The organism is Thalassospira sp. CH_XMU1458 (assembly GCF_037027205.1).
Lineage (GTDB): Bacteria > Pseudomonadota > Alphaproteobacteria > Rhodospirillales > Thalassospiraceae > Thalassospira > Thalassospira tepidiphila.
This window is the reverse complement of the sequence record NZ_JAYMDW010000001.1, coordinates 1,330,139-1,344,610: the sequence shown is the minus strand read 5'-3', so window position 1 is coordinate 1,344,610 and position 14,472 is coordinate 1,330,139. Positions and strand designations below refer to the sequence as shown.

The window sequence follows — 14,472 nt, the reverse complement described above, 5'->3', positions numbered from 1 at the left end:
ACGTCATTCCGGTTAGGCAAACGAAATTTGCGTCGATTTCAGTCAAAAAATAGCCGCATCGGACCGTGATGGGTCCCTTAAGTTATAAAAACGTCACTTTTTAGGCACTTAGACGCAATGTTTTTCAACCTTAAAATGCTGCAATGCACACAGTGAAAACCGCCCGGATTCTGTCACTATTTTTATTCGACGTTGGGGCAGAACACCTTCTAACACCCTGTTCTATACGACTAATGATTAGCTTATGGCGACTCTCGAAAACTGGTATCGAGCTTTACAGGCAATGAGTGTGTCTTGATGCATTCAACGCCACGCATTCATGCGGCCGACAAACACAGCATAAAAATATGTCGGCAGGGAAAGTTATCATTTCTAGGAAGGAGACGCGCGATGGATGAACAAAGCGCAGCCTACTGGAAGAGAAACGTGAAGCTGGTCTCGGTCCTTATCGCGATCTGGTTCATCGTTTCCTACGGTTTCGGCATCTTGTTTGTCGATGCCCTCAACTCTATCGAAATCGCGGGCTTCCAGCTTGGTTTCTGGTTTGCTCAACAGGGGTCCATTTACGTCTTTGTCGCACTGATTTTCGTCTATGTGGCCAAGATGAACAAACTGGATCGCGAATTCGGCGTTCGTGAAGACGACTGACGCAGGATCAGGGAGACAGACAAGATGGATCTTACCACCCTTACATATATTGCCGTCGGCTTGAGCTTCGCGCTGTATATCGGCATCGCGATCTGGGCCAAGGCAAGCACCACCGGCGAATTCTATGTCGCTGGCAAAGGTGTTAACCCGGTCGTCAACGGCATGGCGACCGCAGCAGACTGGATGTCGGCTGCTTCCTTTATCTCTATGGCTGGCCTCATTGCCTTCCTTGGCTATGGCGGCTCGGTTTACCTCATGGGCTGGACAGGTGGCTACTGCCTGCTGGCGATGCTTCTGGCACCGTACCTTCGCAAGTACGGCAAATTCACCGTGCCGGAATTCATCGGGGATCGTTATTATTCCAGAACCGCCCGTATCGTTGCTGTTATCTGCCTGATCTTTATCTCGTTTACCTATGTGGCAGGTCAGATGCGCGGCGTTGGTATCGTGTTCTCGCGCTTCCTTGAAGTTGAACTCCTCACCGGCCTGATCGTCGGCATGGGCATCGTCTTCATCTATGCTGTTCTTGGCGGCATGAAGGGCATTACCTATACCCAGGTTGCACAATATTGCGTTCTTATTATTGCCTACACCATTCCGGCAATCTTCATTGCCTTCCAGCTGACCGGCAATCCGCTGCCGCAGCTGGCATTTGGCTCGACCGTGAATGGCACTGGCGAATACATGCTTGATCGCCTGAACCAGGTTGTGACGGAACTCGGCTTCCTCGAATACACCACCACCAACAAGTCAACGATTGATATCTTTGCAATCACGCTTGCACTGATGGTTGGTACTGCCGGTCTTCCACACGTTATCGTTCGCTTCTTCACCGTTCCGAAAGTCCGTGATGCACGTTCTTCGGCCGGTTGGGCGCTGGTCTTCATTGCGCTGCTGTACACCACTGCTCCGGCAGTTGGTGCAATGGCTCGCCTGAACCTGACCGACACCATCCAGACCGGTGAAGTGGGCGCAGAAGACGGTAACCTCGTCTATGAAGAACGTCCGGACTGGATGAAGCGCTGGGAAGCAACCGGCCTTCTGAAGTTCGAAGACAAGAACGGTGACGGCCGCATCCAGTATTACAACGATGCGAACGCAGAGTTTGCGACCAAAGCAGCCGAATATGGCTGGGCTGGTAACGAACTGAGCGTTGACCGTGACATCATGGTTCTTGCCAACCCGGAAATCGCACAGCTTCCGAACTGGGTCATTGCCCTGGTCGCAGCGGGTGGTATCGCCGCAGCACTTTCAACAGCTGCTGGTCTGCTGCTTGTGATTTCGTCGGGCGTTTCACATGACCTTCTCAAAGGCACGTTCACACCGAACATGACAGAAGGACAGGAACTGATGGCCGGGCGTGTTGCGGCTGCGGTCGCAATCGTGATTGCCGGTTATCTGGGCTACAATCCTCCGGGCTTTGTGGCACAGGTGGTGGCCTTCGCCTTCGGCCTTGCCGCATCCTCGCTGTTCCCGGTTATCATCATGGGTATCTTCTCCAAGAAGGTTAACCGTGAAGGTGCTATTGCCGGGATGCTGGTGGGTCTGATCTTCACCATGGGTTATATCATGTCCTACAAGGGCATCTTTATCCCGGTGCTGATCGAGAACGTCGAAGCAAACTGGCTGTTCGGCATCTCGCCGGAAGGCATTGGCGTCGTTGGTATGCTCCTCAACTTCATCGTTGCTTTCGCTGTGTCGAAAGTCACCGCTGAGCCGCCAGAGCATATCCAGCACATGATTGAAGACATCCGCGTTCCGAAAGGAGCCGGTGGCGCAGTTGACCACTAATCGGTCAACTGGTTTGCCAGGAACTGTTGCAGGCCCCCGGATCATTGATCCGGGGGCTTTTCTTTTCGGCCTTAGTCAGGCAACAATGCACTCAGGGCATGCCCTTGCGGAGGAAAACAGTCATGAGCATCGAACTCGAAGAAATTGCCGAGTTTCTAAAACAGCACCACCCGTTCGATCTGTTACCTGACGAAGAAATCAACGCCCTGCCAAAGCGCCTCTCGGCCCGCTATTTCCGCGCAGGGACCAAGGTCCTCTCGCCCGAGGAACAATGCCTTCATCTTTACATCATCCGCACCGGCGGCACCGAAACCCGCGACCCGAACGGGCAGTTGCTTGCCCGCCTTTCAGAGGGTGAATGCTTTGGTGTGCGCGCGATGTATCAGAACGGGCGCGCGGCAAATAACATTACAACTCTCGAAGACAGCCTGTGTTACTTGCTGCCCGAGAAGGATTTTCATGCGCTGACGGGCAAGTATCCGCAATTCAGCTATTTCTTCGCTCAGATGGGTGGCGAGCGGCTGCGAAGTGGCATGCAGTTGCTCGAAAGTCGCGATGACGATCAGCTCAAACTGATGAGTGTGAAGGTCAGTGACCTGATAGCGCGCGAACTGGTCAGCATCGACAAGTCGGCATCGATCCTTGAAGCTGGCCAGTTGATGAGCAAGGAACGCGTTTCCTGTCTGCTGATCACCGAAGGCGGTGACGGCGTTGCCGGGATCATGACCGACCGTGACCTGCGCAATCGTGTCATCGCCAAGGGCCGCAGTTATGATGAGCCGGTAACGGCCATCATGACCGAGAAGCCGATCTCGATAGACCCCGATCAGTATGCGTTTGACGCGCTTCTGACCATGACACGCAACAATATCCGTCATCTGCCGGTGATGAAGGACGGCAAGGCGGTTGGCATGATCACCACCAACAACTTGCTGGCGCGCCAGTCGCTGTCGGCTGTTTACATGGCAGGCCGCATTGGCAAACTGACCGAACCCGAAGAAATGGCAAAGGTCATCGCCCAAGTCCCCGAACTTCTTAGTCACCTGATTGAAGCGGGCGCGACATCGCAAAATGCCGGACATATCGTAACGACCCTTTCGGATGCGGCGACCGCCCGGCTGCTGCAACTGGCAGAGGAAGAATTCGGCCCCCCGCCGGTTCCCTATGTCTGGATGGCTGGTGGGTCACAAGGCCGCCAGGAACAAACGGCACTTTCGGATCAGGACAATTGCCTGATTATTGATGACGCCTATGACGCGGATCAGCACGGGGAATATTTCAAAAATCTTGCCGACTTTGTCTGTGATGGCCTGAACAAGGTTGGCTACGTCTATTGCCCCGGTGAAATGATGGCCAGAACAGATGAGTGGCGGCAACCTGTGCGCACCTGGCAGCACTATTTCAACAAATGGATCGAACAACCCGAACCAAAATCATTGATGCTGTGTTCGGTCTGGTTTGACCTGCGCCCGGTCCACGGCACCAAGAGCCTGTTTGAAGACCTGCATCGCATGATCATCTCAAAGGCCAAGGACAACCGTATTTTCCAGGCCTATATGGTGGGCAACGCGCTGAGCCATCACGTCCCGCTTGGTTTCTTCAAGAATTTCGTCATGATCCGTGGCGGCGAACATGACAAGACCCTTGATCTGAAACATAACGGCGTGGTGCCAATCGTTGATGTTGCCCGCATTCACGCCCTTGCCAACGGTGTCGAGGCCGTAAACACCTACGAGCGGCTCAATGCCGTAAAGGCATTCCCATCCATCAGCAATCAGGGGGCGTCAGACCTTCTTGATGCCTTTGAATTCATTAGCATCACCCGCCTGAAACATCAGGTCCGTCAGATCCGGCGTGGCGAAAAACCCGATAACTTCCTGCAACCTGAAAGCCTGTCGGCGTTTGAGCGCAGCCATCTTAAGGATGCGTTCTCGGTGATCAAGAACCTTCAGGGCGCGCTTGAGCACGCCTTTGGCAAAAGCGGGACGTAAGCCATATGGGATTGCGCCAGAAAATCCTCGACAGTCGGCTGTATCGTGACTTCATCCAGCGCAAGGCAACCGGGCCTTTGCGAACCTATTACGATGTGCCGCCTGCCGATCCTGAAAGATCCGTGATGGAAACCGAATTCATCGCTCTTGATCTTGAAACCACCGGCCTTGATCCCAAAAAGGACGAAATCGTCAGCCTCGGCTGGGTGATTATCCGTCAGCTTTCGGTCGATTTTTCAAGTTGCGAACATATTCTGGTGCGGCCAACCAAGGAGCTTAGCGAAAGCTCGGTCGTGGTCCACCGGATCTTTGATAGCGATGTCGCCGATGCCCCAAGCATTGAAGCAGCCCTTGAGCATCTTTTGCCCCAGATGGCTGGCCGGGTTCTGCTATCCCACCATGCGCCGATTGAACTGGGATTCCTTGGCCAGGCCTGCAAACAGTTCTTTGGCGCGCCACTGCAAATCCCGACGGTCGATACCCTGGTTTTGGCTCTGCGTGACATCCGGCGCAGCGGTGAAACCATGAAATCCGGGGCGCTCAGGCTTGATACATTGCGCCGAAATCATAACCTGCCCCCTTTCCGGGCCCATAACGCATTGTCTGACGCGATTGCCGCATCGGGCCTGTTTCTGGCCCAAATCGCCAAACGTGATCCGAAAGGCGAACTTGAGCTCGACCGGATACTGCGCTAATCGATTACCAGGGCTCAAAAAATGCCCCACCAATAATAACAGCAGATCGGGAGCCACCAGCCTATGTACGTGTTTATCTTCTCAACCGTTGTTATCGGGTTTGCGTCGGCTGGCGTGGTCATGTTGCTGTTCCGGCTTTGGGGCCGCAAGGCACCGAAATATGTCATTCCGCTCGTCGCAGCGATTGCGATGTTTGGCTACATGATCTGGGATGAATACACATGGTTTGATCGCTACGAGGCCCGCCTGCCTCAGACCATCAGCGTCATTCAGACCTTTACTGACGAAAACATTTTCGCGCCCTGGACACTGGTTTCCGCACCGACCAACCGCTTTACGGCGATTGATCGCGAAAAACTGGTATCCAATCCCCAAAACCCCGATGAAAAACGCGTCATGACCCTGCTGCTGCGCAAGGGCGGCGAAACCCTTGCCCTGACCCATCTTGTTGATTGCGCGCAAGGACGGCGTGGCTATATCACACCCGATACGTCACTCGACAGCAACGGTTTCCCGACCGCGATGAATGAATGGTTTGATATGGATGCCGACGACCCCCTGCGCGCGGCGGTCTGTTCCTGAACGCTGTTTCCATCGCGAAATCGGACAACCTTTGGCCCGCCCTGTGGCGAGCCTTGTCATGTGTGGCAACAAAACTGATTTCGGCTATAGTGATGCAAACGCGCCCTTTTTCCTAAGTTACGGGTCCATATGCCCCATTTTCGATCCCCATTGCCATCTACAGTCGCCTTCTTTCTGATCGCGGTTGTATTTGTCGGCAGCATCTCAACGGCGGCTCGCGCGCGCGATATCACCGTCTTTGCCGCCACAAGCCTGACCAACGCCATTGAAACTGCGACCGCCACCTATGAAAAGGAAACCGGTGATACAATACGCCTGTCAGTGGCAAGTTCTTCGACACTGGCGCGCCAGATTGCCGCAGGCGCGCCGGCCGACATCTTTATCTCTGCCAACGAAAAATGGATGACCTGGTTAAATGATCAGGGTTTGCTTGTCCCCGGCAGTCGTCATGACCTGCTGACAAACCGTCTGGTTATTGTCGCCCCCAAAGATAGCAATCTTAGCCCGATTAAAATTGGCGATACTTCAGACCTGACAGCATTGATCGGACCCAGTGATCGCATTGCAGTCGGCGACCCGGACCATGTGCCGGCCGGCATTTATGCCAAACAGGCACTGACATCTTTGGGGCAGTGGGAAACGGTTGCACCAAGACTTGCGCGTACTGACAATGTTCGTGCGGCCTTGGCGCTGGTTGAACGGGGCGAAGCACCGATTGGCATCGTCTATCAAACTGACGCCGGTATTTCCGATAACGTCAAAATCATCGGCACCTTTCCCGAAAACAGTCACCCGGTCATTACCTATCCTGTTGCCCTGACGGGTGATCCGTCCGAAAGCAAAGCCACGAAATTCCTGCTATGGCTTTTGGGGGATGACGCGGGCCGCATTTTTGCCGACTATGGCTTTGAACCCGTTGCAACAACGCAAGCCAACGTACCCGGAAAATGATCAGCTTAACCCCCGCCGAAATCGAGGCACTTCTGCTAAGCTTCCGCATCTCAGGCGTTGCTGTTGCTTGTGCACTGCCCTTTGCGATTATCGTCGCAACTGCGCTTGCCCTCGGTCGGTTTCCAGGGCGCTTTATTCTTGATGCGATTGTGCATCTACCGCTGATCCTGCCACCGGTTGTGATGGGCTATTTGCTGCTGATTGCCTTGGGCACACGGGCACCGTTGGGCGCTTGGCTGTATGAAACATTCGATCAGCGTTTTGTCTTTAGCTGGACGGGCGCGGCACTGGCATCGGCGATCGTAAGCTTCCCGTTTCAGGTCCGCGCCATTCGACTGAGCCTGGAAAACGTCAATCCGGGTCTTTATCAGGCTGCCGAAACCCTTGGCGCTGGGCCGATTGACCGGTTCTTTTCGCTGACATTGCCCTTGGCACTTCCGGGTATCATTGCCGGTGCCATTACCGCCTTTGCCGCAAGCCTTGGCGAATTCGGCGCGATCATCACGTTCGTCTCGAACATCCCCGGTGAAACCCGTACCTTGCCACTGGCGATCTATACTGCGATCCAGACACCGGGCGGCGAACTGGCCGCGGCGCGCTTGGCAGCCCTCTCAATCGGGCTGGCCTTTGCCGGGTTGCTTCTGTCTGAATTGGCGCTCCGTCGTATTCGCAAGAGGGCCGCGTCATGAGCATCGGTGTCAATGTTGAACGCAGTCTCAAGACTTTCAGGCTTTCCGCCGAATTCAATATTCCTGAACCGGGTATAACCGCCCTGTTTGGCCCCTCAGGCAGCGGCAAGACGACGCTTGTTAACATGATTGCCGGTTTGGTCCGCCCGGATCGCGGCCATATTCAAATCAACGATCATGTACTTTTTGAACATTCACGTGGCATCAACCTTCCGGCTCGCAAGCGTCGGGTTGGCTGCGTGTTTCAGGATAATCGCCTGTTCCCGCACAAATCGGTGCGCGACAACCTGTTTTACGGGGCGCGCCGCAATCCCCACAAACTGCCACAGGATGAACAACAGGCCATCCTCGAGATGCTTGATATCTGGGATCTGATGGATCGCCGACCCAACCTTCTGTCTGGCGGGGAAAAGCAACGGGTGGCACTTGGGCGTGCACTTTTGTCCAATCCGGATGTATTGCTACTTGATGAGCCGCTTTCGGCCCTTGATCACGCCCGCAAACAGGAGATCCTGCCTTATCTCGAATGGTTGCGTGACCACAGGAAGATACCGATCCTGTATGTCACCCACGCGATTGACGAGGTCGCCCGCCTTGCCGACCACATGGTTATCATTGATCAGGGCAAAACACTTGCGACTGGCTCCGTTTTTGAAATGCTGGGCCGCACGGACTTGGCGCCGCTTGCCGGGCGCTTTGACGCCGGAACGGTTCTGGCCGCCCGGATTGTCAGCCGTGACCCCAAGGCCGAGGTCAGCTTCCTTGAATGTGGCGGGCAACGACTTGTCGTGCCCTATCTGGGCCGTCCGAAAAGTGATCGTGTCCGACTGCATATTCGCGCCCGTGATGTCATGATTGCCCGTACCCCGCCGCACGATATCAGTGCGAACAACATCATTCCCGTCACCGTCACCAAAATCAGTGACGAGCCCGGTGACACCATCGATGTGACAATGTGCTTTGGTCAGGATGCGGATGCCACCCTTTTGGCCGAAACCAGTGGCCGTCCCAAAATTCATGCCCGCATTACGAAATGGTCGGGATCACGCTTAAAACTGCAGCCCCATCAAAAAGTCTTTGCCGTGATCAAATCGGTCACTGTCAATGGGCAGTTGCGCGATCGCTAAAACTGACACACCAGGAAACGGCAAACCCCCGCCGGTATCTTCGACGGGGGTTTGTTTTAAGGCTTAAGGATGCTGATAGGCACTGGGTGCTGGCCAATCCCATTTATCCTGCAAGGCCGGATCGGTTTCATAGATCTCGACCTTTAACGGATAACAGGCGGCTTCATCACTTGAATGACCGGTGCTGCAATCCCCACCGGGACAGGTCGACAGATTGCCCAGCAAATCAATCTCGGCAAACATTTCAAGATAGTCCCCCGGGCGTACCGGGCTTGCCTTCATGAAATACCGATGGGTGTCCTTGGTAAAGCCGGTGCACATGAAGACGTTCAACACATCATGCACATAGTGATCGGCTTCCTGCATCGACATGCCGGTCTCATCACTAAAAGCCCGGCACAGGTTGGAATGACAGCAATGGTGATAATCATTGCCTGACAGCAACCGGTTGGTGAACGGATCGCAGCGGGTACCAATCACGTCATGGACACTGCCGCCATCCTCATCAAAACCATACCAGTCCAGCGTATCTTCACTGATCAGCGCCATCGAACGCAGATAGGGCATGTTGGACCACAAACGGTCACCTGTGGTCAGGTGGGTCCGATGCAGGGCACGGGTCTTACCGCTGAAAAACCGTTCCTTCAGGTCATTGGCATTCCAAAGGTTCAAATCACCAACCTGCGGCCCATCGACACTGACAATGCGGAAAAAGTATCCCTTGGGTACATGAAACGTGCGGGCATCGCGCGGCGGGACGATAACCTCGTTCACTTTCTTCATTGATGCCTTGAATTCGGCGAGCGTCGCAAAGTCGGGCTCAGGCAAGGTTCCGTTGGGATAAACAACAACTGGCTTTATTGCGCGACGCTCTGCGGCGTCTGTTGGGGTTTTATGCTGGGGCTTGAAAGTCATGGGGTGGCCTCGATAACAGGAAAATAGATGGGCGACAGAATGGCACAGTGACCTGTTGACACAAGCCTGTTTCAACAGGGCTGACTGGCAGATCATACGAACAACTAAACAAGCGGTGTGATCAATTCTTGGCGTTCGTCCCACGCTTCAAGATTATCGACAACCAGTTGGCCCATGGCATCGCGGGTTTCCATTGTCCCACTCGCCAGATGCGGATAGAGCACAACGTTATCAAGATTGGCAAATGCCGGATCGATATCAGGTTCATTTTCAAAAACATCAAGTCCCGCGCCGGCAATCAACCCATGCTGCAACGCCCGGATCAAAGCCGGTTCATCCATCACCGATCCCCGTGCGATATTGATCAAAACACCATCTTTGCCAAGGGCATCAAGCACCGCTTCATTGACGATCCCGTTGGTCGCGGCCCCACCGGGACAGGACAACACCAAAATATCCGACCATGTCGCGAGTGCCATCAGATCATCAAAGAACCGGTACGCGACATCTTTCTTGTTGCGTCCAAAATAGCCGACCTCGACCCCGCTTGGCACTGCGCGTGATGCAATTGCCTTTCCGATCCGGCCCAACCCGACAATGCCAAGCTTCTTGCCGCGCACACTTCTGGTCAGTGCCATCGGGCCGTTTGCGGCCCATTTTCCACTGCGTACCCAGTCATCGCCCAAAACAAGCTGCCGCAAGGTGGCATGCATCAACATGATCGCCGTGTCAGCAACATCATCGGTCAGAACGTCAGGTGTGGTTGTAAGACGAATACCGCGGTCACGCAGTGCCTTAAGATCAAAGACATCATGCCCAACGCCAAAGCTTGTAATCACTTCAAGGTTCGGCAGTTGCGCCAGCAAGTCTTCCGGAACACCAAAGCGCGCGGATGTCACAACTGCTCTGATCTGATCGCCCATTTCATCAAGAAATTTCTGCTTGTTCTCAATCAGGTCATAACGATGCAGATCGTGGCGTTCTGCCAACATGGCCGTATAGACGGGGCGGATATCAAGAAGGGCAAGGACGGAACGTATCATTGGGGCGTCTTTCGGTGGCTGCGTGTGCCCCAAAGACTAGCCGCCTCAATCACCTGAGACAAGTTGATGCGCAGTTTCATACCGCCAGGAAACCACATTCAACCCAATACATTTGCCTGGACACAATAAGGGCGGGAATGGCAATCGCCAAATCCCCGCCCCAATGCAGATTATTCTGCCGCGAACTCCTTGCAGCCGGTGCACAGCAGATCAATGATGTGCAGGGCAAAAGAACGCCAGATATCCATGCGGAAGCTTTGCTCGGCATCCCGCCACAGAACAACCGTCACACCATCAATCACCGTACGGCAGCCACCGCCAACCGGGATGCTGTCGATATCGCGCGGGCAACCGATTGTCAGAAGCTCGGCAGCACGTTCGCCTTCGATGCGGACCGTGACTTCGCGGGCCGACACCTCGGTCAGGCTGTGGGTTGCCGATGCATAGACATCCGCGCACGCCTTGGTCACTGTGTCGGCATCATCCGGCTTGGCAATGATCAGCCATTCATCCGGGCCAAGACAGATGGACTCAGTCGTGCCTTTGGCCGCACGTGCACCAACCGTGGCTGCCAGATCAACACCAATCGCCTTGGATACGGCCGGAATGTTGGCCGCCCGCAAACGTAGCGAGAAACGGGCAACTGGTGCCATCAGGGTCAGTTTAACCGGTCCGGAAGCAACGATCGGACCCGGCGTAAATGCGTGTGTAAGTACCGTCATTTTTCTGTTCCCCGCCTAAAGTTTCAACCGTTCGCCTTCGGGATCGTAAAACACGGTCCCGGTGACGGTCGCCTTGATCACACGATCAGGCATCGGAATGTAAATGGTTTCACCCATACGATTGAAACCGTCTTCAAGCAGCGCCATGGCAATCGGGCGACCTGCCGCATCGCTGTGGTAGCTTGATGTCACATGACCGACCATTCTCATCGGCTTGGGCTGGTTCGGATCAAGAACGATCTGTGCCCCTTCCTCAAGCTTGGTTTTGCCATCTTCGGTCAGAAGACCGATCAACTGCTTGCGGCCCTCGGCAACCAGATCCGGACGCGCCAGACCGCGCTTGCCAACGAAATCAGGTTTCATTTTACCGATTGCCCAGCCGAGCCCCGCATCATGCGGGGTGACCGTGCCATCGGTGTCCTGACCGACAATGATATAGCCCTTCTCGGCACGCAGCACGTGCATGGTTTCAGTCCCATAGGGGCAGATATCGTATTTCTTGCCTGCTTCGAACAGCATTTCCCAAAGTGCCCGACCGGCATGGGCCGGAACGTTGACCTCAAAGCCGACTTCACCGGTAAAGCTGATGCGGAACAGGCGCGCCGGGAAGCCGCCAACGCGGCATTCGGCAACTGACATGTGCGGGAAGACTTCATCAGACATATCAAGACCTTCGACAAACGGCTCAAGCACCTTTCGGGCATTCGGGCCGTTCAGCGCAATGGTCGCCCACTGCTCGGTCGTTGAGGTCAACCAGACATCAAGGTCAGGCCATTCGGTCTGAAGGTAGTCTTCCATCATGTTCAGAACACGTGCCGCACCACCGGTCGTGGTGGTGACATGGAAGCGATCATCGGCCAGACGGCCAATCACGCCGTCATCACGAATAAACCCGTCATCACCCAAAAGCAGGCCATAACGTGCCCGGCCCGGTGCCAGCTTGGTCCAGGGGTTGGTGTACATGCGGTTCATGAATTCCACCGCATCCGGGCCAACCACCTCGATCTTGCCAAGGGTCGATGCATCAAAGATGCCGACACTTGCACGCGTCGCACGGCATTCGCGCGACACGGCGGCATGCATGTCTTCGCCGTCTTTCGGGAAGTACCAGGCACGGCGCCACAGGCTAACCGGCTCATAAACCGCATCGTTTTCTTCGGCCCAGCTGTCAATCGGGGTTTTACGCGTCACTTCGAAGTGACTGCCCTTGTGATAACCACAGAAGGCGCCAAAGGTCGTCGGGGTGTAAGGCGGACGGAAAGTCGTCAGACCAACTTTCGGCTGCGGCACACCCAATGCGTCAGAGGCAATGTTCAGGCCGTTGATGTTCGACATCTTGCCCTGATCGGTTGCCATGCCGTTGGTGGTGTAGCGTTTGACATGTTCGATCGAACGCATGCCTTCGCGTACCGCCAGACGAAGGTCCTTGGCGGTCACGTCGTTCTGGTAATCGACAAAGGCACGTGCCTTGCCAGCATCCAGATCGGTCGGCAGTTCCTTGTGGCTGACACCGGTTCCCGGACGGTCATTGGCAACGCCGTAGCTTGCCGCCTTGGCCTTTTTGCCAAGGCTTTTGGCCACAGCCGCGCCCATTTCAGCCCCGTCATTCAGGACCGCTTCAATGCCCCACAAGCCACGGCCTGCACCGGCGATTTCGCATTCCTCTGCCTTGTGATCGGGCAAGAAGGTCTGGCGTTCGTCGTCCCACTTAAGCGTTCCCTTGGTGTGGGAAAACAGATGCAGCGACGGCGTCCAGCCCCCCGACATCAGAAGGCAATCACAACCGATCATTTCGGCTGCACCAACGGATGATCCGGTCACAGGATTGACCCGAACCGATTTGACACGCAGGCGGCCTTCGGTCCCGGTAACGGTATGACCGGCCATGATGCGAATGCCACGCTTGGTGGCCTCGGCAATCAGATCGGCATTCGGTTCGGAACGGGTATCGACGATGGCAGCAATGGTGGTACCGGCATCGGCCAAATCAAAGGCGGCGTACCACGCGCTGTCATGGCTGGTAACGATGACGGCCTTGTTGCCAACCCGCACGCCATAACGGTTGAGGTACGTCTGGGCCGAGCCAGCCAGCATCACGCCCGGGCGGTCATTGCCATCAAACACCAGTGGCTTTTCCAGCGCGCCTTGCGCCAGAACAACCTGCTTGGCGCGGACACGCCACATGCGTTCACGCGGCGTTTCCGCATCCGGGCTAGCAAGATGGTCGGTCAGTTTTTCACACAGACCAACCATGTTCTGATGGTAATAGCCAATCGCGGTCGTGCGAGTCATGACCTTGACGCCAAGCTCTTTGAGCTCCGCCACAGTTTTGTCAACCCAATCCCATGCCGGCATGTCTTCAATCATCACTGATGGCTCAGACAGAAGCGACCCACCCGCTTCGGGGTTTTCATCAACAAGGGTCACTTGCGATCCGGCACGCGCCGCCGTTAGGGCAGCAGCAAGACCGGCAGGACCGGCACCAATGATCAGAACATCGGTATGCAGATAACGCGATGCATAGTGATCCGGATCCGGTTCGGTCGGCGAAACGCCAAGACCGGCCGCCGCACGAATAAACGGCTCATAAACCTTGTCCCAGAAGGATTTCGGCCACATGAAGGTCTTGTAATAGAACCCGGCCGAAAACAGCATATAGGCCTTGTCGTTGATCGCACCAACGTCGAATGACAGGCTGGGATAGCGGTTCTGGCTGTTGACCTGAAGACCGTCCCAGATTTCCTGAACGGTTGCACGGGTGTTCGGCTCAAACCGGCCCGGACCACGGCGCGTGCCGACCAGTGCGTTCGGTTCTTCGGAACCGGCGGTCACGGCACCACGCGGGCGGTGATATTTAAACGAACGACCCATCAGGTGAATACCATTGGCGAGCAATGCCGATGCAATGGTATCGCCTTTGAAACCTTTGATCTTCTTGCCGTCAAAGGTGAACTGGATGGGTTGGGTGTGATCGATGCGACCACGCCCGGAAACGCGGAAGCTGCTCATTTCGATTTCTCCAACAATTTGGACAGTTCAGGACGAGGATCATCGGTTTTATAGGTGATCAGGAACCGGTCACTAACCGTGTCACGTACAGCGTTGAAATATCGACCGCAGCCATGGAAATGGCGCCAGCGTTCATAATGCGGGCCCTTCACGTTGGTCCGGATGAACAGGAAATCACGCCATTCTTCGTCACTGACCGACGACGGATCGGCCGGGCGTGCAATATGCGCTTCACCGGCATAGGTAAATTCCAGTTCCGGCAGGGTCTGATTGCAATAGGGGCAATGGATCAGAAGCATGTCCGGTCTC

General features: G+C 55.2%; 13 protein-coding genes. 8 read left to right on the top strand and 5 right to left on the bottom strand.

The window, feature by feature from the left end; genetic code table 11:
• Window positions 1-390: 390 nt before the first annotated feature.
• From WBY09_RS06025 to modC, 8 genes are all read left to right on the top strand, one after another.
• Window positions 391-648, top strand: a complete 258-nt coding sequence (locus WBY09_RS06025) for a DUF4212 domain-containing protein (RefSeq protein WP_008889559.1) — start codon at window positions 391-393, stop codon at window positions 646-648.
• Between the two features lie 24 nt (window positions 649-672).
• A complete protein-coding gene (locus WBY09_RS06020) occupies window positions 673-2,439 on the top strand; it encodes a sodium:solute symporter family protein (RefSeq protein WP_064779619.1) in 1,767 nt (588 codons plus the stop codon).
• 122 nt (window positions 2,440-2,561) lie between these two features.
• The gene (locus tag WBY09_RS06015; protein ID WP_286791972.1) at window positions 2,562-4,430 is read left to right on the top strand and encodes a DUF294 nucleotidyltransferase-like domain-containing protein; all 1,869 of its coding nucleotides are present in this window, start codon (window positions 2,562-2,564) and stop codon (window positions 4,428-4,430) included.
• A gap of 5 nt (window positions 4,431-4,435) precedes the next feature.
• Window positions 4,436-5,125, top strand: a complete 690-nt coding sequence (locus WBY09_RS06010; RefSeq protein ID WP_063088810.1) for an exonuclease domain-containing protein — start codon at window positions 4,436-4,438, stop codon at window positions 5,123-5,125.
• Between the two features lie 63 nt (window positions 5,126-5,188).
• Window positions 5,189-5,707, top strand: coding sequence for a hypothetical protein (locus WBY09_RS06005; RefSeq protein WP_008889555.1), 519 nt, complete (start codon window positions 5,189-5,191; stop codon window positions 5,705-5,707).
• A 150-nt stretch (window positions 5,708-5,857) separates the two neighbouring features.
• A complete protein-coding gene (gene modA / locus WBY09_RS06000; protein WP_286791970.1) occupies window positions 5,858-6,658 on the top strand; it encodes a molybdate ABC transporter substrate-binding protein in 801 nt (266 codons plus the stop codon).
• Complete coding sequence (gene modB, locus WBY09_RS05995) at window positions 6,655-7,347, top strand: molybdate ABC transporter permease subunit (protein WP_286791969.1); 693 nt, start codon at window positions 6,655-6,657, stop codon at window positions 7,345-7,347. Before modA ends, modB begins: the two co-directional genes overlap by 4 nt.
• Complete coding sequence (gene modC, locus WBY09_RS05990) at window positions 7,344-8,474, top strand: molybdenum ABC transporter ATP-binding protein (RefSeq protein WP_286791968.1); 1,131 nt, start codon at window positions 7,344-7,346, stop codon at window positions 8,472-8,474. Before modB ends, modC begins: the two co-directional genes overlap by 4 nt.
• Before the next feature lie 63 nt (window positions 8,475-8,537).
• Here the strand turns inward: modC and WBY09_RS05985 are convergent, their stop codons facing one another.
• From WBY09_RS05985 to WBY09_RS05965, 5 genes are all read right to left on the bottom strand, one after another.
• Complete coding sequence (locus WBY09_RS05985; protein WP_336232255.1) at window positions 8,538-9,389, bottom strand: urea carboxylase-associated family protein; 852 nt, start codon at window positions 9,387-9,389, stop codon at window positions 8,538-8,540.
• A gap of 104 nt (window positions 9,390-9,493) precedes the next feature.
• The gene (locus WBY09_RS05980; protein WP_197145634.1) at window positions 9,494-10,432 is read right to left on the bottom strand and encodes a 2-hydroxyacid dehydrogenase; all 939 of its coding nucleotides are present in this window, start codon (window positions 10,430-10,432) and stop codon (window positions 9,494-9,496) included.
• A 170-nt stretch (window positions 10,433-10,602) separates the two neighbouring features.
• Window positions 10,603-11,154 (bottom strand): sarcosine oxidase subunit gamma, encoded by a 552-nt coding sequence (locus tag WBY09_RS05975; protein WP_197145635.1) that lies wholly within the window; start codon window positions 11,152-11,154, stop codon window positions 10,603-10,605.
• A 15-nt stretch (window positions 11,155-11,169) separates the two neighbouring features.
• A complete protein-coding gene (locus tag WBY09_RS05970; RefSeq protein WP_336232253.1) occupies window positions 11,170-14,163 on the bottom strand; it encodes a sarcosine oxidase subunit alpha in 2,994 nt (997 codons plus the stop codon).
• Window positions 14,160-14,462 (bottom strand): sarcosine oxidase subunit delta, encoded by a 303-nt coding sequence (locus tag WBY09_RS05965; RefSeq protein ID WP_008889547.1) that lies wholly within the window; start codon window positions 14,460-14,462, stop codon window positions 14,160-14,162. Before WBY09_RS05965 ends, WBY09_RS05970 begins: the two co-directional genes overlap by 4 nt.
• Window positions 14,463-14,472 lie beyond the last annotated feature (10 nt).